General features: G+C 73.1%; 27 protein-coding genes and 1 riboswitch. Of the genes, 8 read left to right on the plus strand and 19 right to left on the minus strand.

Annotation, left to right across the window (positions count from 1 at the left end; all coding sequences use genetic code 11):
* Positions 1 to 16 precede the first annotated feature (16 nt).
* A complete protein-coding gene (locus FZC61_RS14675; RefSeq protein ID WP_148614934.1) occupies positions 17 to 907 on the minus strand; it encodes an alpha/beta hydrolase in 891 nt (296 codons plus the stop codon).
* Between the two features lie 85 nt (positions 908 to 992).
* On the opposite strand from FZC61_RS14675, the gene FZC61_RS14680 reads away from it, so the two are divergent.
* Positions 993 to 1,823, plus strand: coding sequence for a DUF817 domain-containing protein (locus FZC61_RS14680; RefSeq protein ID WP_148614935.1), 831 nt, complete (start codon positions 993 to 995; stop codon positions 1,821 to 1,823).
* 12 nt (positions 1,824 to 1,835) lie between these two features.
* Here the strand turns inward: FZC61_RS14680 and FZC61_RS14685 are convergent, their stop codons facing one another.
* The 6 genes from FZC61_RS14685 to FZC61_RS14710 all read right to left on the minus strand — a co-directional run bounded on the left by FZC61_RS14685 (position 1,836) and on the right by FZC61_RS14710 (position 5,998).
* Complete coding sequence (locus FZC61_RS14685) at positions 1,836 to 2,903, minus strand: sensor histidine kinase (protein ID WP_246142706.1); 1,068 nt, start codon at positions 2,901 to 2,903, stop codon at positions 1,836 to 1,838.
* Between the two features lie 9 nt (positions 2,904 to 2,912).
* Positions 2,913 to 3,716 (minus strand): TrmH family RNA methyltransferase, encoded by an 804-nt coding sequence (locus tag FZC61_RS14690; protein WP_148614936.1) that lies wholly within the window; start codon positions 3,714 to 3,716, stop codon positions 2,913 to 2,915.
* Complete coding sequence (gene rplT, locus FZC61_RS14695) at positions 3,713 to 4,108, minus strand: 50S ribosomal protein L20 (RefSeq protein WP_148614937.1); 396 nt, start codon at positions 4,106 to 4,108, stop codon at positions 3,713 to 3,715. Before rplT ends, FZC61_RS14690 begins: the two co-directional genes overlap by 4 nt.
* A 43-nt stretch (positions 4,109 to 4,151) precedes the next feature.
* Complete coding sequence (locus FZC61_RS14700; RefSeq protein WP_148614938.1) at positions 4,152 to 4,364, minus strand: large ribosomal subunit protein bL35; 213 nt, start codon at positions 4,362 to 4,364, stop codon at positions 4,152 to 4,154.
* 90 nt (positions 4,365 to 4,454) lie between these two features.
* Positions 4,455 to 5,138 (minus strand): translation initiation factor IF-3, encoded by a 684-nt coding sequence (infC, locus tag FZC61_RS14705; protein ID WP_148614939.1) that lies wholly within the window; start codon positions 5,136 to 5,138, stop codon positions 4,455 to 4,457.
* Positions 5,139 to 5,494: 356 nt separating this feature from the next.
* Positions 5,495 to 5,998: an SseB family protein gene (locus FZC61_RS14710; protein ID WP_148614940.1), complete on the minus strand. Its 504-nt coding sequence runs from the start codon at positions 5,996 to 5,998 to the stop codon at positions 5,495 to 5,497.
* A gap of 111 nt (positions 5,999 to 6,109) precedes the next feature.
* Between FZC61_RS14710 and FZC61_RS14715 the strand changes: the two genes are divergently transcribed.
* The 7 genes from FZC61_RS14715 (at position 6,110) to FZC61_RS14740 (ending at position 12,364) form a co-directional block, all read left to right on the plus strand.
* Entirely contained in the window at positions 6,110 to 6,979 is an 870-nt protein-coding gene (locus FZC61_RS14715; protein ID WP_148614941.1) for an ABC transporter permease, read from the plus strand.
* Positions 6,967 to 7,821 (plus strand): ABC transporter ATP-binding protein, encoded by an 855-nt coding sequence (locus FZC61_RS14720; protein WP_148614942.1) that lies wholly within the window; start codon positions 6,967 to 6,969, stop codon positions 7,819 to 7,821. The genes FZC61_RS14715 and FZC61_RS14720 overlap by 13 nt, the downstream gene beginning before the upstream one ends.
* Positions 7,818 to 8,843 carry an ABC transporter substrate-binding protein gene (locus tag FZC61_RS14725; protein ID WP_148614943.1) on the plus strand — a complete coding sequence of 342 codons (1,026 nt, stop codon included), beginning with the start codon at positions 7,818 to 7,820 and terminating at the stop codon, positions 8,841 to 8,843. Before FZC61_RS14720 ends, FZC61_RS14725 begins: the two co-directional genes overlap by 4 nt.
* A gap of 6 nt (positions 8,844 to 8,849) precedes the next feature.
* A complete protein-coding gene (locus tag FZC61_RS14730; RefSeq protein ID WP_148614944.1) occupies positions 8,850 to 10,010 on the plus strand; it encodes an LLM class flavin-dependent oxidoreductase in 1,161 nt (386 codons plus the stop codon).
* 355 nt (positions 10,011 to 10,365) lie between these two features.
* Positions 10,366 to 10,821 carry a hypothetical protein gene (locus FZC61_RS23720; RefSeq protein WP_246142708.1) on the plus strand — a complete coding sequence of 152 codons (456 nt, stop codon included), beginning with the start codon at positions 10,366 to 10,368 and terminating at the stop codon, positions 10,819 to 10,821.
* Between the two features lie 11 nt (positions 10,822 to 10,832).
* On the plus strand, positions 10,833 to 11,402 hold the full coding sequence (locus FZC61_RS23725; RefSeq protein ID WP_246142709.1) for an AAA family ATPase: 570 nt from the start codon (positions 10,833 to 10,835) through the stop codon (positions 11,400 to 11,402).
* Between the two features lie 29 nt (positions 11,403 to 11,431).
* Positions 11,432 to 12,364, plus strand: a complete 933-nt coding sequence (locus FZC61_RS14740) for an aldose 1-epimerase family protein (protein WP_148614946.1) — start codon at positions 11,432 to 11,434, stop codon at positions 12,362 to 12,364.
* Here FZC61_RS14740 and FZC61_RS14745 read toward each other — a convergent pair.
* The 12 genes from FZC61_RS14745 to ligD form a co-directional block, all read right to left on the minus strand.
* Positions 12,323 to 12,811: a PH domain-containing protein gene (locus FZC61_RS14745; RefSeq protein ID WP_148614947.1), complete on the minus strand. Its 489-nt coding sequence runs from the start codon at positions 12,809 to 12,811 to the stop codon at positions 12,323 to 12,325. The two genes, FZC61_RS14740 and FZC61_RS14745, sit on opposite strands and share 42 nt — an antisense overlap.
* Positions 12,795 to 13,646 carry an ATP phosphoribosyltransferase gene (hisG, locus tag FZC61_RS14750; RefSeq protein WP_148614948.1) on the minus strand — a complete coding sequence of 284 codons (852 nt, stop codon included), beginning with the start codon at positions 13,644 to 13,646 and terminating at the stop codon, positions 12,795 to 12,797. Before hisG ends, FZC61_RS14745 begins: the two co-directional genes overlap by 17 nt.
* Positions 13,647 to 13,659: 13 nt before the next feature.
* Entirely contained in the window at positions 13,660 to 13,923 is a 264-nt protein-coding gene (locus tag FZC61_RS14755; RefSeq protein ID WP_148614949.1) for a phosphoribosyl-ATP diphosphatase, read from the minus strand.
* 92 nt (positions 13,924 to 14,015) lie between these two features.
* Positions 14,016 to 14,504 carry a 6,7-dimethyl-8-ribityllumazine synthase gene (ribH, locus tag FZC61_RS14760; protein ID WP_148614950.1) on the minus strand — a complete coding sequence of 163 codons (489 nt, stop codon included), beginning with the start codon at positions 14,502 to 14,504 and terminating at the stop codon, positions 14,016 to 14,018.
* Positions 14,504 to 15,787, minus strand: coding sequence for a bifunctional 3,4-dihydroxy-2-butanone-4-phosphate synthase/GTP cyclohydrolase II (locus FZC61_RS14765; RefSeq protein WP_148614951.1), 1,284 nt, complete (start codon positions 15,785 to 15,787; stop codon positions 14,504 to 14,506). Before FZC61_RS14765 ends, ribH begins: the two co-directional genes overlap by 1 nt.
* Entirely contained in the window at positions 15,784 to 16,440 is a 657-nt protein-coding gene (locus FZC61_RS14770; RefSeq protein WP_148614952.1) for a riboflavin synthase, read from the minus strand. The genes FZC61_RS14765 and FZC61_RS14770 overlap by 4 nt, the downstream gene beginning before the upstream one ends.
* Positions 16,440 to 17,489, minus strand: coding sequence for a bifunctional diaminohydroxyphosphoribosylaminopyrimidine deaminase/5-amino-6-(5-phosphoribosylamino)uracil reductase RibD (gene ribD / locus FZC61_RS14775; protein WP_246142710.1), 1,050 nt, complete (start codon positions 17,487 to 17,489; stop codon positions 16,440 to 16,442). Before ribD ends, FZC61_RS14770 begins: the two co-directional genes overlap by 1 nt.
* A gap of 108 nt (positions 17,490 to 17,597) precedes the next feature.
* Positions 17,598 to 17,727, minus strand: a riboswitch (FMN riboswitch).
* 104 nt (positions 17,728 to 17,831) lie between these two features.
* Complete coding sequence (locus FZC61_RS14780; protein ID WP_170286118.1) at positions 17,832 to 18,281, minus strand: maleylpyruvate isomerase N-terminal domain-containing protein; 450 nt, start codon at positions 18,279 to 18,281, stop codon at positions 17,832 to 17,834.
* Positions 18,278 to 18,952: a ribulose-phosphate 3-epimerase gene (gene rpe / locus FZC61_RS14785; protein WP_148614954.1), complete on the minus strand. Its 675-nt coding sequence runs from the start codon at positions 18,950 to 18,952 to the stop codon at positions 18,278 to 18,280. The genes FZC61_RS14780 and rpe overlap by 4 nt, the downstream gene beginning before the upstream one ends.
* A 43-nt stretch (positions 18,953 to 18,995) precedes the next feature.
* Positions 18,996 to 19,994 (minus strand): UPF0158 family protein, encoded by a 999-nt coding sequence (locus tag FZC61_RS14790; RefSeq protein WP_148614955.1) that lies wholly within the window; start codon positions 19,992 to 19,994, stop codon positions 18,996 to 18,998.
* Positions 19,991 to 20,416, minus strand: coding sequence for a TY-Chap domain-containing protein (locus FZC61_RS14795; protein ID WP_148614956.1), 426 nt, complete (start codon positions 20,414 to 20,416; stop codon positions 19,991 to 19,993). Before FZC61_RS14795 ends, FZC61_RS14790 begins: the two co-directional genes overlap by 4 nt.
* A complete protein-coding gene (gene ligD / locus FZC61_RS14800; protein WP_148614957.1) occupies positions 20,413 to 21,390 on the minus strand; it encodes a non-homologous end-joining DNA ligase in 978 nt (325 codons plus the stop codon). Before ligD ends, FZC61_RS14795 begins: the two co-directional genes overlap by 4 nt.
* Between the last annotated feature and the right edge of the window lie 16 nt (positions 21,391 to 21,406).

Raw genomic sequence — 21,406 nt, forward strand, 5'->3', positions numbered from 1 at the left:
GACGCACGGCGGCCGGTCAGGCCAACGCGTCGTACCAGCCCCGCAGCAAGGCCGTGTAGTCGCTGCTCGGCGCGCCGGCGACGCCGGGACGGGCACCGCTACCCACGCTCGGGTAGTGACCGCAACCGGGCAGCAGGTGCGCGCTGACGTCCGCGGGGGCGACCTCCCAGATGGCGACGCTGGGGGCGACCGGCACGCACTCCTCGTCCTCGCCGTGGAGCAGCAGGGTGGGGCACCGCACCTCGGCCACGGCGGCACGCGGATCGTGGTCGAGGTCGTCCCACCGCAGGTCGGCCGGCGGCAGCTCGGTCGGCAGGTAGGCGTGCTCGAACCACGGTTGCCCGACCGCGTGAGCCAGGAGCGCGGCGGCACGGTCGCGGTCGCCGCGACCGCGCAGCACGTCCTCCATCGCCAGGCGCAGCTCGCGGAGCAGTCCGCGGGCCACCTCGTCGTAGCCCGCGCGACGCAGCAGCTCGTCGGTGAAGTAGCGCATCTGCTCGGCCGGGCTCACCCCCGAGCAACCGACGAGAGCCAGGTGAGCCACGTCCGGTCGATCCGGCGCCGCAGCCGCGAGGCATGCCGCCCAGGCGCCCTGGCTGAATGCGAACAGCCCGACGGGCGCGCCGACCAGCTTCTCGAGCACCGTGAGCGCGACCCGCGCGTCGGTCGCCTGCACGTCGAGAGGCACGTCGCCGCCGTCGGGCCCCGGATCACGCCGGTCGAAGGTCAGCACCGCGTAGCCGACCTGGGTGAGCGTCGCGGCGAGGTGGTCGAACAGCGGCTGTCGCCGCGACGGGTCCGCGGCGCCGTGCAGCGCCACCACCCCGCCGCGCACGCTCCCGCTGTCCGGCTCGCGCAGCAGCCCGTCGCCGGAGAGCCCGGGCAGGGCGACCTCGCGTTCCCGCATCGACGAGTCCTACCACGGTCTCGCGGCTCGGTCGGGACGAGCGCGGCGGGCACCTGGCCGACTTACGGCGACGTACGGTGAGCCGATGCGCCTCCCGACCCAGCTGCTGCGCTTCGCCTGGCTCGAGGCGCAGTCGTGCGCCTTCGCGGTCGCCTTGTTCGTCGGGCTGCTGGTCGCCTACGTCGTCCCGCTGCCGCTGGCCCGCTACGACGCGCTGCTGGTGTGGTGCGTCGTCGTGACGGTGGCGTTCTGGGCGCTCGGGCTGGAGACCTGGCGGGAGGTGCTGGTCGTCGTGGCCTTCCACCTGCTCGGGCTGGGGCTCGAGGTCTTCAAGGTGCACGTGGGCTCGTGGTCCTACCCCGAGGACGCCGCGACCAAGGTGTGGGGCGTCCCGCTCTTCTCGGGTTTCATGTACGCCGCGGTGGGCTCCTACGTCTGCCAGGCGTGGCGTCGCCTGTCGTTGCGGGTGAGCGGGTTCGACGCCGCGCCGATGACGGTGGTGGCGGTCCTGGTCTACGCCAACTTCTTCACCCACCACTGGGTGCTCGACCTGCGCGTGCCGCTCGCGGCGGTCGGGCTGGTCGTGCTGCGGCGCACGTGGGTGCACTTCACCGTGGGTGACGCCCGTTACCGGATGCCCCTCGCACTTGCGTTCGCGCTGATCGGGCTCCACCTGTGGGTCGCGGAGAACGCCGCGACGTACCTCGGGGCGTGGAAGTACCCCGGTCAGCTTGAGGTGTGGGAGGCCGTGCACACGTCGAAGATCGGGTCGTGGGCGCTGCTGGTCACGATGAGCTTCGTGCTCGTCGCCGCCGTCAAGCGCTGGGAGGGCGTGCTGTACGCCGTGCCCTCCGCCGCCGTGGCGGACGAGGTATGGCCGGACCCGCCGCCGGCCCGCCCGCGTCGTCACGCGTAGCCGGGCCGGTCGTCACCCGCGCTCGCCGAACAGGTCGTCGGGCACGCCCGGCCAGGTGCACGACAGCACCGCTCCCCCGTCGGGACCGTTGTCGACCGAGACCGTCCCGCCGTGGGCCCGGACCAGCCCGTTGACGATGTAGAGCCCCAACCCGGAACCCCCGGTCGTGCCGCCGGTCCAGAACTTGGTGAAGACCCGGCGGCGCAGCTCGGGCGGGATGCCGGCGCCCTCGTCGCTCACCGTGAGACGGACGCCGTCGGGAGCGTCGACGTGGGGCTCGCGCTCGACCCGCACGTCGACCAGGCCGTCGCCGTGGCGCACGGCGTTCTCGACCAGGTTGGTCGCGACCTGGGTGAACTTGTCGGGGTCGGCGTGCACCTGCGGGAGGTCGTCGTCGACGCGGAGCGCGATCTCGCGGTGGGTGCCGGCCCCGACCGACGCCACGATCCGCCCGACCAGCACGCCGGCGTCGCTGGGTCGTGGGTAGAGCTGCAGCCGGCCGGTGTCGATGCGCGCCACGTCGAGCAGCTCGGCGATGAGCCGGCTGAGCCGGTCGGAGTCGGCCGCGACGGTGGTGAGCATCAGCTTCTTCTGCTCGTCGTTGAGCTTGTCCCAGCGGTTGAGCAGCGCCTGGACGAAGCCCTTGACCCCCGTCAGCGGCGAGCGCAGCTCGTGGGCGACCGTGGCGACCAGGTCGGAGCGCTCGCGGTCGAGCCGCGCCCGGCCACGACCCGAGCGGATGGTGATCGCGACCCGGGTGACCGGCCCGAGGCGCTGCGCGCGGTGGAGCCGGGCGGTGACGAGCACCTCGGTCCCGTCGGGCAGCAGCCACGACTGCTCGGGCACCGCCGTACGGGTGCGCAGGCCGTCGTACGGCGTGTTGGCGGTGGTCCAGGCCTGGGCGTCCTGGTCCTGCAGCCGCAGCACCTCGGCCAGCGGGCGGCCGACGTCGTCGTGGCCCTCGCGACCCAGCATCCGCGCGGCCAGCGCCGAGACGAGGGTCACCCGGCCGTCGGCACCGGCGACCACGACGCCGTCGGGCAGCGCGTCGGCGAGGTCCTGCGCGGTCGGGTCGGGCACCGGCTCAGACTAGGGCCGCGGGCCCGTCGACCGACTCGACGCGCGGGCCGACTCGTAGAGGCACAGGGCGGCGGCGGTGGCGAGGTTGAGGCTCTCGGCGCGGCCGTGGATCGGGATGCGGACCCGGTGGTCGGCCAGGGCGGCGAGGTCGTCGGGCAGCCCGTGGGCCTCGTTGCCGAACAGCCAGGCGGTCGGCCCGGCCAGCAGGTCGCCGGCGTCGTGGAGCGACACCTCGCCGTCGGCGGCGGTGGCCAGCACGGTGAGGCCGGCGGCCTGCAGGGCGCGGACGACGTGGGCCGGGTCGGGCTCGACGGCGACGGGCAGGTGGAACGCGCTCCCGACGGCGGCGCGCAGCGTCTTGGGGTTGTAGAGGTCGACCGACTGGCCCGCGAGCACGACGGCGTCGGCTCCGGCGGCGTCGGCGGTGCGGACGACGGTGCCAGCGTTGCCGGGGTCACGGACGTCGGCGCAGACCGCGACCAGACGCGGCCGGTCGGCGGGCACCTCGAGCAGGTGGGCCAGCGGCCGGTCGACGAAGCGGCACAGCGCGACGACGCCGGCGGGCGTCACCGAGTCGCTCAGCGAGGCCAGGGCCCGGTCGTCGACCAGGGTGACGGCGACGCCGGCGGGGACCAGCGCCGTACCCGCCGCCGAGGCGAAGACCTCGACGACGCAGCCGGGGACGCCGAGCGCCCCCGCGACGGCCTTGGGGCCGTCGGCAAGGAACAGCCGCCGCTCGGATCGCTCCGAGCGGCGGCTCAACTTGCGGATGTCCTTCAGCCGGGCGTTGCCGGCCGAGAGTGGGACGTTCAGGCCGAGACCTCGGCCTCGCGGGGCGCGTTGACGTCGGTGGGCAGCGCGGCCTTCGCGGTCTCGACGAGGGCGTTGAACGCAGCGACGTCGTTGACGGCGAGCTCGGCGAGGATCTTGCGGTCGACCTCGACACCGGCCAGGTTGAGGCCCTGGATGAAGCGGTTGTAGGTCATGCCCTGCGCACGCGCGGCGGCGTTGATGCGCTGGATCCAGAGGCGACGGAAGTTGCCCTTGTTCTTCTTGCGGTCGTTGTAGCTGTAGACCAGGGAGTGGGTGACCTGCTCCTTGGCCTTGCGGTACAGGCGCGAGCGCTGGCCGCGGTAGCCGGCGGCGCGCTCGAGGGTGACCTTGCGCTTCTTGTGGGCGTTTACTGCGCGCTTCACGCGTGCCATGGGGTGCTCCTAAACGATCTGTGAGGCTGGGAAGGGGGGAGGATCAGATGCCAAGCATCTTCTTGGCACGCTTGACGTCGGCCTTCTCGAGCTCGACCATCCCGGCGTTGCGGCGCTGCTTCTTGCGGCTGCCCGTGGTCGGCTGCGACGCGAACGCAGCACCCGACTTGCGGCCGGCCTGCAGGCGCAGGATCTTGCCGGAGCCGGTCACCTTGAACCGCTTCTTGGCGCCGGAGTGCGACTTGTTCTTGGGCATCGTGTTCTTCTCCTCGGGGTGGTACGACGTGCGGCCCGGTCGGGGCCGCAGCGTGGTCGGGGTCGACCTCGGGTCGGGGTGACCGGTCGGTCAGGCCTCGATCTCGGGATCGAGGTTCTCGGAGCGTCCGCGCTCCTTCTTCTTGGCCACCGGGCCGGCGGCGTGCGCGGCGTCGCGCTCGGCCTGCTCCTCGGCCACGACGGCGGCGCGCTCGGCCTCCTTCTCGGCCTTCTGCACGAGGTGGTCGGCCTTGGCCTCGGCCTTCTTCTTGTGCGGGCCGAGCACCATGATCATGTTGCGGCCGTCCTGCTTGGGCGACGACTCGACGAAGCCCAGCTCGGTGACGTCCTCGGCGAGCTTCTGCAGCAGCCGGAAGCCCAGCTCGGGTCGGTGCTGCTCACGACCACGGAACATGATCGTGATCTTGACCTTGTCGCCGGCCTTGAGGAACCGGACCACGTGACCCTTCTTGGTCTCGTAGTCGTGCGCGTCGATCTTGGGACGAAGCTTCATCTCCTTGATGATCACGTTCGTCTGGTTGCGGCGGGCCTCACGGGCCTTCTGCGCGTTCTCGTACTTGAACTTCCCGTAGTCCATGAGCTTGCACACGGGCGGACGGGCCATCGGAGCGATCTCGACGAGGTCGAGGTCGGCTTCCTGGGCAAGGCGCAGCGCGTCGGCCGTAGGCACGATGCCGACTGTCTCGCCGCTGGGGCCAACGAGCCGGACTTCCGATACGCGGATCCGGTCGTTGATGCGGTACTCGGTGCTGATGTGTCCTCCAGGGGGTCAGACGCTAGGTCGGTCACCCGCGGGAGCGGAGAAAAGCACGAACGGCTCCCGCGTGGTGTGCAAGCGGAAGCCAGTCAGGACCACCTCGCCCTGCGTCGCGTGCACGGGGTGCACGAGATGCGAGGCCGGAGCCTTGGAACCGGACCCGACGACCTGGGGGTGGAGCTGGGTGGAGACGTGGTGCTGGCGGTCGATGCGGGTGGGAGACGATGAAGCCTGGTCTCCGCTTGTAGATCGATGCTCGCACTGGTGTGCTCGCACAGATCGGTCAACGCTGGACTGTAGGCCACGATTCCCCGTCGGGGCCAATCCTGGCCGCGAGCGGGTCCGGCAGCGCGTCAGAGCGAGGCGGGGTCGACCCAGCCGAGGTCGTCGCCGACCCGGACGAGCCGCCACCCCGAGGCCAGGGCGCGCAGGTGGTCGCCCTCGACGACGAGGGACGCCGGCCCGGCCAGGTCGACCAGCAGCGCGTCCGCGCCGTCCTGGACCGCCGCCAGCGCGGCCTGGCGCGCCGGCACCGGGACCGGGCGGGCCTGCGGGTCCCAGGCGCCGAGCGTCTCGATGCCGGTGAAGGCCAGCAGCCCGCGGCGCCCGTCGGGGCCCTGCACGAGCACGGCGGCCATGTCGCTGGTCTTGTCGTGCGCCAGCCCCTGCGCGTCGACCTCGACCTCGCCGGCCACGGCGACGACGGGGACCAGCAACCGAGCGGTCTGCAGCAGCGCGAGCGCGGTCGCGAGCTGCGCCGGGTCGGCGGCGTACGCCGTCAGCGCGGCGGTCAGGGCGGGGTCGGCTGCGCCGTCGTCGTCGGGGAAGGCCGGCGCGAGGAGCTCTCGGTCTGGCACGCGGCCATCGTCGCACCCGCAGCCTCTGCCGCCACGTCCGACCGTCTCGTGTGCCGCATAGTCGTGTGTTTGAGTTGACTTACATGCTTTACCCCCGTAGACATGCTCCCCATGACCACGACCTTCTCGGGATCGTCGGGCCCCGTCGTCGCCGGAGCGCCGCCGGGGGCCTCGCTGCCCGCCAAGCGCCGCGACCCCCGCGACCCCCGCGGCTCACGACGTCCTGCCCGCCGCCACCCCGCCCACCTCCTGCGCCGCTGGGTCTCCCCCATCGCCCTCGTCGGCCTGTGGGAGCTCGCCAGCCGCACGGGGGTGCTCGAGCAGAAGACCCTCGCCGCCCCGTCGACGGTCTTCGCCAAGGCCGTCGACCTGGCCCGGGACGGCACCCTCGGCTCGGCCACGCTGGTCTCGGTGGAGCGGGTCGCACTGGGCTTCGTCATCGGCGCCTCGATCGGGCTCGCGCTCGCGGTCGTCGCCGGCCTGAGCCGTGCGGGCGAGGACGCCATCGACCCGCCCATGCAGATGCTGCGCACGCTGCCGCACTTCGGGCTGATCCCGCTGTTCATCATCTGGATGGGCATCGGCGAGGCACCCAAGCTCGCGCTGATCGCCATGGGCGTGGCGTTCCCGCTCTACCTCAACACGCTGGCCGGCATCCGCGGGGTCGACCGCAAGGCCGTCGAGGCCGCCCGGTCGATGAACCTGACGTGGCCGCAGCGCCTGCGTCACGTGATCCTGCCCGGCGCGCTCCCCCAGACCCTGGTGGGCCTGCGCCAGAGCCTCGGCATCGCCTGGCTCTCGCTGATCGTCGCCGAGACCGTCGGCGCCGACGACGGGCTCGGCTACATGATCAACATCGCTCGCGAGTTCCTGCAGACCGACACGATCGTCGTCGGCCTGGCCGTCTACAGCCTGCTCGGCCTCGCGACCGATGCCGTCGTCCGCTACCTGGAGAAGAGGGCACTCGCATGGCGCGTCTGACCGACCCCACCCCCGACCGCACCCCCGACCGCACCCCCGACCGCACCCCCGACCGCACCCCCGGCCCCCGCACCGCCGACCTGCCGGTGGCCAGCGTCCGCGCCCACAGCCGGGCCTTCGGCCGTCACCAGGTGCTGCGCTCGATCGACCTCGACATCGCCCCGGGCGAGTTCGTGGCGCTGCTGGGCCGCAGCGGCTGCGGCAAGTCGACGCTGCTGCGCAGCCTGGCGCGGCTCGACAAGGTCCCGGCCGGCGAGGTCGAGATCCGCGGCCGCTCGGCCGTCGCCTTCCAGGAGCCGCGGCTGCTGCCGTGGCGCCGGGTCCGCGACAACGTCGCGCTCGCGCTGCTCAACACCTCCGAGCGTGGCGACCGCCTCGCCCGGGCCGAGGCCACGCTGCACGAGGTCGGCCTCGACGACAAGCTCGACGCGTGGCCGCTGGAGCTGTCCGGCGGCCAGGCCCAGCGGGTCTCGCTGGCCCGGGCCCTGGTGAGCAACCCGTCGCTGCTGCTGCTCGACGAGCCGTTCAGCGCCCTCGACGCCCTGACCCGCATCGAGATGCACCAGCTGGTCATCGAGCTCTGGCGACGCCACTCGATGGCGGTGCTGATCGTCACCCACGACGTCGACGAGGCCCTCGCGCTCGCCGACCGGGTCGCCGTGCTCGACCACGGCCGGCTGGCCCACACCTGGACCGTCGGCCCGCGCCGTGACGACCGGGCGCCGTCCAACCCCGAGATCGCGCGCATCCGCACCGAGATCCTCGGCGCGCTCGGTGTCCGACCGACCCCGCCGCGCGCCCAGCACGACACCCAGACCCACACCGACCAAGGAGCAGCATGAGCACCCGCACCCTCCCCCGCCGCCTGGCCCTCGCCGCGGCCACCCTCGTCCTCGGCGCCACCACCCTCACCGGCTGCGGCGGCGGCGACAGCACCGGCAACGAGGACGCCGTCCGCGACGACGGCTCGGTCGACCTGTCGAAGGTCACCCTGGTCGTGGGTGACCAGAAGGGCGGCTCCAAGGCGCTGCTGCAGGCCGCCGGCCAGCTCGACGGCATCGACTACGACATCGAGTGGAAGGAGTTCACCTCCGGCCCGCCCCTGCTCGAGGCCATGAGCGCCGGCTCGATCCACGTCGGCGGGGTCGGCAACACGCCGCCGCTCTTCGCCGCTGCCGGCGGCAAGGAGTTCGAGGTCGTGCAGGCGGCGACGTACGGCGGCCTCGGCGACGCCATCGTCGTGGGGCCCGAGAGCACCGTCACCGACGTCGCCGACCTCAAGGGCAAGACCATCGCGGTCGCCCAGGGCAGCTCGGCCAACTACAACCTGCTCGCGCAGCTCGAGACCGCCGGGATCTCCTACGACGACGTCACCGTCAAGAACCTGCAGCCCGCCGACGCGCTCGCCGCCTTCACCGCCGGCCACGTCGACGCCTGGGCCATCTGGGAGCCCTTCACCTCGCAGGCCGAGCAGGACGCCGGCGCGCGGGTGATCGCCGACGGCACCACCCTGATGAACGGCTACACCTTCCAGGTCGCCTCGCGGGCCGCGCTCGACGACCCCGCCACCACCGCGGCCCTCACCGACTACCTCGGCCGGATCGCCCAGGCCCAGGTCTGGTCGTCGACCCACAAGGAGGAGTGGTCGAAGGCGTGGGCCGAGGAGACCGGGCTGTCCCCCGAGGTCACGCTGGCCGCGGTCAAGAAGCGCGAGATCACCACGGTCCCCGTCGACGACACGCTCATCGCCTCCGAGCAGGAGATGGCCGACGCGTTCTCCGCCGCCGGGCTGATCCCCGGCGACCTCGACGTGACGCCCTACTTCTCCGGCGACTTCAACGACGTCGTCGCCGCGAAGGGCTGAGGGCCGATGACGACGACCCCGTCACCGACCCGGCCACCGCTCGACCTGCACTGGTTCCTGCCGACGTCCGGAGACAGCCGGTCGCTGGTCGGCGCCGGGCAGGGCGTGCCCCGCGAGTGGCAGGGCGGGCTCGGCGACTCGGTCGCCGACGGCTTCCGCGCCCCCACCATCGACTACCTCGCCCACGTGGCCCGCACGGCCGAGCAGCTCGGCTTCACCGGCGTGCTGACCCCCACCGGCACCTGGTGCGAGGACGCCTGGCTGGTGACCGCGGCCCTGCTGCGCGAGACCAGCCGGCTGAAGTACCTGGTCGCCTTCCGACCCGGGGTGATCAACCCCGTGCTCGCGGCGCAGATGGCGGCGGCGTACCAGCGGATCTCCGGCGGCCGGCTGATGCTCAACGTCGTCACCGGCGGCGAGCCCACCGAGCAGGCGCGCTTCGGCGACACCGACCTCAAGGACGTGCGCTACGCCCGCACCGGGGAGTTCCTCGACGTCGTGCGCGGCACCTGGACGCAGGCGCCCTTCGACTACAGCGGGGAGTTCTTCCAGGCCACCGGCGCGATCGTCAGCGGCGGGATCGACCCGGTGCCCGACATCTACTTCGGCGGGTCCTCGGCCCCGGCCGGACGGGTCGCGGCGCGCGGGGCCGACGTCTACCTGACGTGGGGCGAGCCCCCGGCGCAGGTCGCCGAGAAGATCGCCTGGATGCGCGGCCTGGCCGCCGAGCAGGGACGCACCCTGCGCTTCGGGATGCGGGTGCACACGCTGTCGCGCGACACCCACGAGGAGGCCTGGAAGCACGCCCAGTGGCTGCTCGACGGCCTCGACCCCCGCGTGGTCGCCGCGGCGCAGGAGGCCCTGCGTCACAGCGAGTCGACGGGTCAGCAGCGAATGCTCGCCCTGCGCGAGCGGGCCGACGTGTCGACGTACACCGACGCGCGCCAGCTCGAGGTCCACCCCGGGCTGTGGTCGGGGATCGGGTTGGTGCGCGGCGGCGCCGGCACCTCGCTGGTCGGCAGCCACGAGGAGGTCGCCTCGGTCATCGAGGAGTACCACGCGCTCGGCATCGACGAGCTGATCCTGTCGGGCTACCCGCACGTCGAGGAGGCCTACTGGTTCGCCGAGGGCGTCGTGCCCGTGCTGCGGCGCCGCGGGCTGCTCTGAGGGCTCGTGCTCGGAGCAGCTGCGGGCGGTGAGTGGGCCACCGTCTCCCCGCGGAGTCTGGTGCGGAAGGTGGCTCACGCACCGCTGCCGCCCACGGCGGTTGAGGTGCGAGGCCGCCCGCGGCCGAGCCTCGAAACCACCTCAGCCGAGGCAGCCAGGGCGGGCACGGGTTGGCAGCGTCGCCCACCGGTCTCGAGGCTCCTCGCTAGCGCTCGTCGCACCTCGACCAGCGTCGTGGGGAGGCATCGCCCGACGCTCGGCATGTGCGGCGGTTCGGACGGGTCGGGACACGCCCGGGCGGAAGGCGCACCCGCGTCCACCGCCCACGTCTGCGGGTGCGTGGCAGGCTGGTGGCATGGACGACGTGAGCTATGGCGCCCTGGCGCTCGCCCTCAGCCTGGTCGCCGGGACGTGGACCTGGTTCGCCTACCGCAGGCGTGGGCTCGGGGCCGGCCTGATGGGTGCGGGCCTCACGCTGCTGCCGATCGCTGCCTACCTCACAAGGACGCTGCGCCTGGTCGGCGAGGTCGGCAGCGCGATCGGTCGTTGGGCGACCAGCCTGGTCCTCAGCCCGGTCGTCTGGGCCGGCATCGTGCTGGCCGGGATCGCGGTGGTGCTGTTCGGCGCGGGACGGGCGGTCGAGGCCCGCGGGGGCGGCAAGCCCCGCCGGCCCGCGAAGGTGCGGGGCGACGAACGGCTCGAGCTGCCGGGCACCACGCCCGCGTCGGGGACGACGGCGCGTCGTACGCCCACGGTCGACGACGACCTGGCCGACATCGAGGCCCTGCTCAAGAACCGGGGCATCACCTGAGCCTCGCGCAGGTGCTCGCGCTGCTGTCCGACCGCGAGCCCACGCTGGGCGGGGCCCGGCTGCTGTGCGTCGACGGCCCCGCGGGGTCGGGCAAGACGACGCTCGCGCGGGCGGTCGCCGCGCGGACCGGCGCCCCCGTGGTCCACATGGACGACCTGTACGACGGGTGGACCGGTCTGGCGACGGTCACCGACCAGCTCGGCACCCTGCTGGGCCCGCTCGCCGTGGGCCGGCCTGGCCACTACCGACGCTACGACTGGCACGTGGGCGCGTTCGCCGAGACCGTGGAGGTCGCCCCACCCGGCCCCGGTGGGCTGCTCGTCGTCGAGGGCGTCGGGTCCGGCCTGGCGGCGTACGCGGCGCTGCAGACGGTGCTGGCCTGGGTCGAGGTGCCACGCGACCTGCGGTTGCGCCGCGGCCTCGAGCGCGACGGTGAGGGCGTGCGCGCCGAGTGGCTGGCCTGGCAGGCCGCCGAGGACGACCACTTCAACCGCGACCGCACCCGGCAGCGGGCCGACCTGGTGGTCGACGGGCGGGCCGACGACGGGGCCGGCGACCAGGGGGTGACCGAGCCGTCGTGAGGTCGCGCCCGCAGTGAGAGCCTGTGGGCATGCTGCCTCCCAGTGGTGACCAGTTCCGCATCTCCGCCGGCGGCTACGAGGCCGTCATCACCGAGAGCGGGGGCGCGCTGCGCACCCTGCACCACGCCGGCCGGGCGCTGCTCGACGGCTTCGGCGAGGACGAGATGTCCCCCGGCGGGCGCGGGCAGCTGCTCATGCCGTGGCCCAACCGGATCCGCGACGGCCGCTACACCTTCGACGGGCGCGAGCTGCAGCTGCCGCTGACCGAGCCGAAGCGGCACCACGCCTCCCACGGCCTCGCCCGCTGGGTCGCCTGGACACCCGAGGAGCACACCGAGGCCTCGGTCTCGCTGCAGTACCGGTTGATGGCGCAGACCGGCTATCCCTGGGCCGTCGACCTGCACGTGCTCTACGACCTGTCGGCCGACGGGCTCACGGTCACCCAGACCGCGACCAACCTGTCGCCTGCGCCGGCGCCGTACGCGAGCGGGGCGCACCCCTACCTGTCGGTCGGCACCGGGCCGGTCGACGCGTGGGAGCTGACGTTGCCCGCGGCGACGCGCTCGGTCAGCGACGACACGCTCATCCCCGTGGGACGCGAGGCGGTCGAGGGGACGCCGTACGACTTCAGGGTCGCGCGGCCGTTGCGCGACACCGTGCTCAACACCGGCTTCACCGACCTCGAGCGCGACGAGCGCGGGGTCGCGACGGTGACGCTGCGCGACCCGGCGTCGGGGCGCGCGCTGTCGCTGTGGGTCGACGAGCACCATCGCTGGCTGCAGGTCTACACCGCCGATGACGTGCCGGCCACGGCGCGGCGCTCGATCGCGATCGAGCCGATGACCGCCGACGCCAACGCGTTCGTCAGCGGCGAGGACCTGCTCACCCTGGCCCCTGCGGGGCACCCGGGCGACGAGGTGTCAGTCTCGTGGGGCGTGCGCGCGGTCGATGAAGGCGCGTAGCTCGCGCAGGGCCGTGCGGGCCCGGGCACCGTCGGAGCCCTGGATCGCCAGCACCGAGGCGGTCGTGCCGTCGGAGAGGTCGAGGGTCACCCAGGGCGCACCCGGGTTGAGCCGGGCGGCCACGATCTCGGCCCAGGCGTAGTCACGGCGGCGGTAGCCGTTGACGACGTGGAGACCCTCGGGTCGTGCCACCGCCCGGGACCGGGCCAGGGCGTAGAGGCACGCGAAACCGAGCAGGAACATCGCCACGACGGTGCCCCGCTGGAACGGGGTGACCGAGTCGCGCACGTCCTGCTCGAGACCGACCCACAGCAGGGCGGTCACCACGAGGAGCGCACCGCCGGCGACCCCGCCGGCGATCCGGGGGCCCAGAGGGCGCCAGGTACGGGGCATCGCGGGGAGCGCGTCGGCGCGGCCCGGCCCGGCGGCGTCAGAGTCGGCAGGCATGGATGTCGGTCAGCAGGATGCCGCGGGCCCCGAGGTCCCAGAGCTCGTCCATCAGTCGTTGCCCACCGGCGCGAGGCACCATCGCGCGCACCGCGACCCAGCCCTCGCGCGACAGTGGGGCGATCGTCGGGCTCTCGATGCCGGGAGTCAGCTCGACCGCGCGGTCGAGGTCGGCCTCGGCGATGTCGTAGTCCATCATCACGTAGCCGCGGGCGACCAGCACGCCCTCGATCCGGCGCCGGAAGACCTCGAACCCGGCCGGGTGGTCGGCACCGGCGCGGGTGATGAGCACCGCCTCGGACTGCAGCAGCGGCTCGCCGAAGGTCTCGAGCCCGGCGGCGCGCAGGGTCGCACCGGTCTCGACGACGTCGGCGATCACGTCGGCGACGCCGAGCTGGATGCTCGTCTCGACCGCGCCGTCGAGGCGGGTGACCCCGCCGGCCTCGATGCCGCGCTCCTCGAGGAACGCCTGCACGATCCCGACGTACGACGTGGCGATGCGCTTGCCGGCCACGTCGGCGGCGTCGGTGTAGCGACCGGCCGGCCCGGCGAAGCGGAACGTGCTGCGCCCGAAGCCGAGGGTCAGGGCCTCGTCGGCCTTGGCGCCGGAGTCACGCAGCAGGTCGCGCCCGGTGATGCCGACGTCGAGGGTGCCCTCGCCGACGTAGAGGGCGATGTCGCGCGGGCGCAGGTAGAAGAACTCGACGTCGTTGTCGGTGTCGATGAGCGTCAACTGCTTGGAGTCGTCGCGCTGGCGGTAGCCCGACTCGCGCAGGATCTCGCTGGCCGACTGGGCCAGCGAGCCCTTGTTGGGGATGGCGATCTTGAGGGTCATGGCTGTCTTCCGGTCACAGGTGCGCGTAGACGTCGGCGGGCTCGAGGTCGAGGGCGAGCATCATCACCTGCAGGTGGTAGAGCAGCTGGCTGATCTCCTCGGCCGCGCGCTCCTTGCCCTCGTGCTCGGCCGCCATCCACGACTCGGCGGCCTCCTCGACCAGCTTCTTGCCGATGGCATGGACGCCGGCGTCGAGCTCTGCGACGGTGCCCGAGCCCTCGGGCCGGGTGCGTGCCTTCTCGGACAGCTCGGCCCACAGACCGTCGAACGTCTTCACGGTGCCCAGCCTAGGGCGCGGCCACGATGCGGCCACACCCGCGGGAGGGCCCTGAGACCGGTCGTCCGGAGCCGAGCCCCTCAGCCTCGCGGTCAGGCGTCGTAGCCGCGCTTGATCCGCTTGATCGTCTGGGCGGTGACCAGGGCCGCCGAGGTGGCCTCGTAGCCCTTGTCCTCGCTGGAGCCCTCGAGGCCGGCCCGGTCGAGGGCCTGCTGCTCGGTGTCACAGGTCAGGACGCCGAACCCGACGGCGGTCTGGTGGTCGAGGGCGACGCGGCCCAGGCCGTCGGTGGCGGCGTTGCAGACGTAGTCGAAGTGGGGCGTGCCGCCGCGGATGACGACGCCGAGCGCGACGACGGCGTCGTAGCCCTGGGCGGCGAGGGCGGCCGCGACGACGGGCAGCTCGAAGGTGCCGGGCACGCGGACCACGACCGGGGCCTCGACCCGGTAGGCCTCGAGGGCCTTGTGGGCGCCGGCCAGCAGGCCGTCCATGACGACGGTGTGCCAGCTCGCGGCGACGACCGCGACGCGCAGGTCGTGGCAGTCGATCGGGGCTTCGGCGGGGGCTCCGTGGCCGGCCATCAGACGGTCTCCTCGGTGGTCTCGACCGGCTGCGGCGCGACCTGCAGGTCGGGCAGGTCGTGGCCCATCCGGTCGCGCTTGGTCAGCAGGTAGGCGATGTTGTGGTCGTTGGGGTGCGGCGTCAGCGCCACCCGCTCGGCCACCGGGACGCCGTACATCTCGAGGTTGGCGACCTTGTCGGGGTTGTTGGTGAGCAGGCGGACGCTCTCGACCTTGAGGTCCTTGAGCACCTGGGTGGCGGTGCCGTAGTGGCGCGCGTCGGCGGGCAGGCCGAGGTCGAGGTTGGCGTCGACGGTGTCGCGGCCGCCGTCCTGCAGCTGGTAGGCCTGCAGCTTGGCGACCAGGCCGATGCCGCGGCCCTCGTGGCCGCGCAGGTAGACCACGACCCCGCGACCCTCGGCCACGATCCGCTCGAGGGCCTCGTCGAGCTGGGGGCCGCAGTCGCAGCGGGCGCTGCCGAAGACGTCGCCGGTCAGGCACTCGGAGTGGACGCGGGTGAGCACGGGCTCGGGGCCGGAGATGTCGCCGTGGACCAGCGCGATGTGTTCGGACCCGTCGATGGTGATCTTGTAGCCGTAGGCGGTGAAGTCGCCGTGGCGCGTGGGCAGGCGGGTCTCGGCGACGCGCTCGACGTGGTTCTCGTGACGGCGGCGGTAGCGGACGAGGTCCTCGATGGAGATCATCGCCAGGTCGTGCTCGTCGGCGAACGCGCGCAGCTCGGGCGCACGCTTCATGGTGCCGTCGTCGTTGACGACCTCGACCAGGACGCCGGCCGGGGTCAGCCCGGCGAGGGTGGCCAGGTCGACGGCGGCCTCGGTGTGACCGCGTCGGGCCAGCACTCCCCCGTCGCGGTAGCGCAGCGGGAAGACGTGGCCGGGCCGGGTGAGCTCCCACGGCTCGGTGGCGCTGTCGGCCAGGACCCGCGCGGTGTGCGCGCGGTCGGCGGCGCTGATGCCGGTGGAGACACCGTCGCGGGCGTCGACCGAGATCGTGTACGCCGTGCGCAGCTTGTCCTTGTTGTGCGGCGTCATCAGCGGGATCTCGAGCCGGTCGAGCATGTAGCCCGGCATCGGCACGCAGATCACGCCGCTGGAGTGGCGGATCGTGAACGCCATCAGGTCGGGCGTCGCCTTGCTGGCGGCGAAGATGATGTCGCCCTCGTTCTCGCGGCCCTCGTCGTCGACGACGACGACCGCCTTGCCGGCCGCGATGTCGGCGATGGCGCGCTCGACGCTGTCGAGGCGCACGCCCCCGTGCTGCTCCTCGATCGTGGGGTAGGTCATCGGGTGGATCCTTCCGTGACGTGCGAGGTGGCGTGTGAGGTGGCGTGTGAGGTGGCGGCGTCGAGACGCGCGGCCAGGAGCTTCTCGACGTGCTTGGCGAGCACGTCGACCTCGAGGTTGACCCGGTCGCCGGGCTGGCGCAGACCGAGGGTGGTGCGGGCGAGGGTCTCGGGGATGAGGCTCACGGTGAAGGAGTCAGGACCGGCCTCGACGACCGTCAGGCTCACGCCGTCGACGGTGATGGAGCCCTTGTCGACGAGGTACTTGCCGAGCTCGGGCGGCATCGAGACCTCGACGACCTCCCAGTGCTCGCTCGGCTGGCGTCGTACGACGTGGCCGACGGCGTCGACGTGGCCCTGCACGATGTGTCCGCCCAGCCGCTTGTCGGCGGTCACCGCCCGCTCGAGGTTGACCCGATCACCGGTCTGGACCTTGTCCATCGACGTCTTGTCGAGGGACTCCTTCATGACGTCGGCGGTCCAGGTGCCGCCGTCGATCGAGACCACGGTGAGGCAGCACCCGTTGACGGAGATCGAGTCGCCGAGCCCGGTGCCGTCGAGGACCGTGGTGGCCCTGATGGACAGGCGGATGGCGTCGGTGAGGTCCTCGATTGCCGCTACGGTGCCGAGCTCCTCGACGATTCCGGTGAACATCACATCTCCTTGGTGTCGTGCGGGGTGAGGGTGAGGCGGACGTTGGGCTCCTCGCCGTCGACGCCGTCGAGCACGGTCACGTCGGTGACCGTGGGACGCAACGCGTCGGCGATGGTGGTGATTCCGAGGTCGGCGACGGCCGGGCGCCCGGCGCCGAGCAGCACCGGCGCGACGTAGACGACGATCTCGTCGACCAGCCCGGCGGCGAGGAACGCCGCGGCCAGGGTCGGCCCGCCCTCGAGGAAGACGTGCTGACGGTCGCGGGCGAAGAGCGCGGCCAGGGCCGTGCGGGGGTCGCGGGTGCGCAGGTGGACCGTCTCGGCGGCGGCGTCGAGCACGCGGCGGTCGGCCGGCAGGTCGCGCTCCCCCATGACCGCGCGCAGCGGCTGGACGGGCAGCGGCCGGTCGTCGGTGTCGCGGACGGTGAGCTGCGGGTCGTCGACCAGGACGGTGCCGGTGCCGACGAGCATCACGTCGCACCGCCCGCGCAGGCGGTGGGTGTCGCGGCGCGCCGCGGTCGAGGAGACCCAGCGGGAGGTACCGTCAGCGGCGGCGCTGCGCCCGTCGAGGGTCGTGGCGTACTTCCAGGTCACGAACGGCCGCTGCTCGCGCTGCGCGACGCGGTAGACGTGGGCCAGGGCGGCGGCCTCGTCGGCCAGGACGCCGGCCTCGACCTCGATGCCGGCCGCCTCGAGGACCGCGCGCCCACCGGACGCGACCGGGTTGGCGTCGGCCTCCGCGAAGACGACGCGGCGCACGCCGGCCGCGACGAGGGCCTGCGTGCACGGGCCGGTGCGGCCCGTGTGGTTGCACGGCTCGAGGGTGACCACGGCGGTGGCGCCGCGGGCGGCCTCACCGGCCCGGGCGAGCGCGTCGGCCTCGGCGTGGGTGGTGCCCGGACCCCGGTGGTGGCCCTCGGCGATCGTCGTACCGTCGTCGGCGAGCAGCACGCAGCCCACCCGGCGGGTGTCGTGGACCATCGCGACGCCGGGGGTGGCGGCCAGGGTCAGCGCACGACGCATCGCGTCACGCTCGGCGGCGCTGGCCATCTGTCCCCCTCACTCCCACCGGTCCGGTCGTGCTCACGGACTCCGGGGACGACGGGGGTCTCGGCAGGCCCGACCGGCGAGGGTCGCGGCACTGACGTCGACCACCACCTGCGTGCGCTTACCATCCGGACTTTCACCGTCGGTCCAGGATTTCCACCTGGTCAACCGCTCACTGGCTGTGAGCGGGTCGCGGACTGTCACCGCCGGCTCGGAATTGCACCGACCCCAGAGCACGCGAGAGCAATGTTCACTCGTCGGGTCGAGTTTGCCACACGTCTCTCACGGCCCGGGTGTCAGACGTGTCACGTGTCGAGACGACCGGCGGGGGACGTCGAGACCTCGTCAGCGGGCGTCGCGGCCGTAGAGCGCCAGGACGCTGGCCTGGCGGCCGACGTCGGTCGAGACCAGCATCAGCTCGAACTCCCCGTCGACGTAGAGCTGCTCGCCGGCGTCGACGGCGAAGGCCAGCAGGAAGTCGAGCGTGACGTCGTCGAGCTCGGCCTGCATGCCGCGGGCGCGCGCGACGTCCCACGCGTGCACGGTGAGCTCGACGGCCTCGAGGATCGCGCGCGGCTGCCGGGTGAGGTGCTCGTCGTAGACCGCCAGCAGGTCGGCGCTCTCGACCTCGACCCCGTGGGCCGACAGCACGGCGTCGTGGTTGTCGGCGACGTGGGTGAGCACGTCGGAGACCGTCCAGCCCGGGCAGGACGGCACCGGCAGGTCGAGCTCGGCCGGCCCCAGCTCCGCCGTCGCCGCGCGGAACAGCTCGACGCCGCGGGAGTACGCCGTCACCGCACGCCGTCCTGGGCCGCCTGCGCGGCGGCGCGCAGCTCGGCGACCATCCGGTCGGGGTCCTCGGCGGAGTAGACCGCGCTGCCCGCGACGAACACGTCGGCGCCGGCCTCGGCGCACCGGCCGATCGTCTCGAGGGAGACGCCGCCGTCGACCTGGATCCACGTCTCGACGCCGTGCTTGGCGACCAGCTCGCGGGCCCGGCGGATCTTGGGCAGCACGAGGTCGAGGAACTTCTGCCCACCGAAGCCGGGCTCGACGGTCATCAGCAGCAGCATGTCGAGCTCGGGCAGCAGCGCCTCGTAGGGCTCGACCGGGGTCGCCGGCCGCAGGGCCATGCTCGCGCGCGCCCCCGCCGCCCGGATCTCGCGGGCCAGGCGCACCGGCGCGGCGGCCGCCTCGACGTGGAAGGTCACCGAGGAGCAGCCGGCCTCGACGTACGCCGGGGCGTGCCGGTCGGCGTCGGCGATCATCAGGTGGGCGTCGAGCGGGATGCTCGTGCTGCGCGCGAGGGCCTCGACCATCGTCGGGCCGAAGGTCAGGTTGGGCACGAAGTGGTTGTCCATCACGTCGACGTGCACCCAGTCGGCGCTGCCGATGCGGGCGACCTCGGCGCCAAGGGCTGCGAAGTCGGCGTTGAGGATGCTCGGGGTGATCTGGACGTGTCCCACGGGCCCCGAGCCTAGTGACCCCGCGCGGCGCACGGGGTGCGGGTCAGGCGGGCACGTCGGGGTCGAGCAGGTCGACCAGGTCGCGGTAGGCACTGTCGTGGTCGCCGTGGCGGGTCACGATGCGGTGGGTCTCGGGGCGGTGCTCGAGCACGTCGGCGAGCCCGTGGGCGTAGTCGACCAGGTGCTCCAGGGCCTCGTCGGGCACCCGGGCCTCGACCACGCCGCCGTGCAGGACGACCTCGACCACCTCGGCGCCCACCTCGGTGGCGACCTGCTCGAAGCGCTCGAGCTGGTCGAGCCGCGCGACGAGCTGGGGCACGACGACGTCGTACCCGGCCTCGAGATGGGCGCGGGCCAGGGCCAGCGACAGGTGCCGGGAGGCCTCGGCGTGGTCGGCGGGGTCGCCGCCGATCCAGCGGCGGATCTCGTCGGCCTCGATCACCAGCACCCCGGTGTGCTCGGACCGGTAGCGCTCGGCGAGGGTCGACTTGCCCGAGCCGGGCATCCCGTTGAGCAGGACCAACCGGGCGCCGTGGGCGGCCACGCCGACCTGGTGCAGCGCCCGGGCGGCGGCCTCCTCGCGGACGACGCGGGCAGCGGCCAGCTCGCCCGCGTCGACGACCTCCTCGACCTCGAGCCAGTCGAGGGCGCGGGCCTCGGAGCGCGCGGTCTCGTAGGTGCGCCAGGCCCCGAGCACCGTCTCGTCGGCCTCGTGGTGCAGCACGTCGCGGAAGCGGCGGAACGCGCCCTTGCCCTCGATGGCCCGCTCGAGGCGGTCGCCCAGCCGACGGTCGGCGACCGCGGCGGCGAAGTCCTCCATCACGCGGTACGCCGCCCGCGACCCGACGCCCTCGACGGGCAGCCAGCCCTGCTCCTCGGGGTCGGCGACCTCACCGTCGGCGTCGAGCACCTCGCCCATGCCGCCGACGTACTGCTGGCCGGTCGCGGGGTCGAGGTAGTACTCGTGCTCCCACTGGGTGTCGTCGAGTGCCTCGGCCAGCAGGCCGAGGTCGATCCTGGCCAGGGGCACCTTGTCGCTCATGAGGGTTCCTCGTGCACCAGCTCGACCTCCAGGTCCTCCATCTCGCACCCCAACGTCTGCAGCGCCCGCACGGTCGCGAGCGCGATCCGGTTGGCCGAGGTCAGCGGGGCCTCGCGGGAGAAGGTGCGGAAGTCGGGCGACCACGGCTTCTCCCAGCCCATCGTGAGGAGCGCCGCCTCGGTCTCGGGCGTCATCTCCCACTCGCCGCCGAACGACGTCGACCCGACGCACTCGGCGATCAGCACCCGAGGCGCCGCGGTCACCTGCACGTAGCGCCGGGGCGCCGAGGCCGCCTTGCGGGAGCCGAACCGTGCCTTGCGGCCGGGCGTCGCCCGCTCGCGGATCACCAGGCCGTCGTTGAGGTCGAGCGCCAGGATCGCACCGGTCAGGCGGCGGTTGAGGTCGTCCCAGGTGCCCCTCATCCTGCGTCCCCCTCCGGCTCCGGTGGTACGTCGGCCCCGGAGGCCTCGTCGCGGTCGGCCCACTCGAGCAGCGGCGCCAGGTCGAACGTCGTCGCCGGGTCGTCGATGCCGGCATGCAGGTCGCCGAGCTCGGCGAAGCGCTGCGGCATCGTGAAGATCGTGAAGTCGTGGGGGTCGGCGTCGTCGACCTCGTCCCACCGCACCGGCGCCGAGACCCGGGCGTCGGGGAGGCCGCGCACGGAGTACGCCGCGGCGATGGTGTGGTCGCGGGCGTTCTGGTTGTAGTCGACGAAGAGCTGGTGCGGGTCGCGGTCCCTGCGCCACCAGGTCGTCGTCACGTCGTCGGGTGCGCGGCGCTCGACCTCGCGGGCGAAGGCCAGCGCCGCCCGGCGCACGACCGGGTGGCCGTGGTCGGGGTGGATGCGCACGTAGACGTGGAGCCCGGAGCCGCCGCTGGTCTTGGGGAACCCGACGGCACCCAGCTCGTCGAGCACCTCGTGCACGACCGCGGCCACCCGGCGTACCTGGGCGTAGTCCGACAGCGGGCCGGGATCGAGGTCGATGCGCCACTCGTCGGGCTTCTCGGGGTCGGCGCGCCGGCTGTTCCACGGGTGGAACTCGACGGTCGACATCTGCACCGCCCAGATCACGCTGCCCAGCTCGGTCACGCAGAGCTCGTCGGCGGTGCGGTCCCAGCGGGGGAAGTGCAGCCGCACCGTCTCGACCCAGGGCGGGGCACCGGCCGGGATCCGCTTCTGGTGCACCTTGTCGCCGCTCAGCCCCTTCGGGAAGCGGTGCAGCATGGTGGGCCGCTCGAACAGCGCGTTGACGATGCCCGGCCCGACGGCGAGGTAGTAGTCGACCAGGTCGTGCTTGGTCGCACCGGACTCGGGGAAGTAGACGCGGTCGGGGTTGCTGACCCGGATCACGCGGTCGTCGACCTCGATCTCGACCGACGGGGACTTCGACGCCACGGGGATCAACCTAGTC

The organism is Nocardioides rubriscoriae (genome assembly GCF_008087085.1).
GTDB classification, from domain to species: Bacteria; Actinomycetota; Actinomycetes; order Propionibacteriales; family Nocardioidaceae; genus Nocardioides; species Nocardioides rubriscoriae.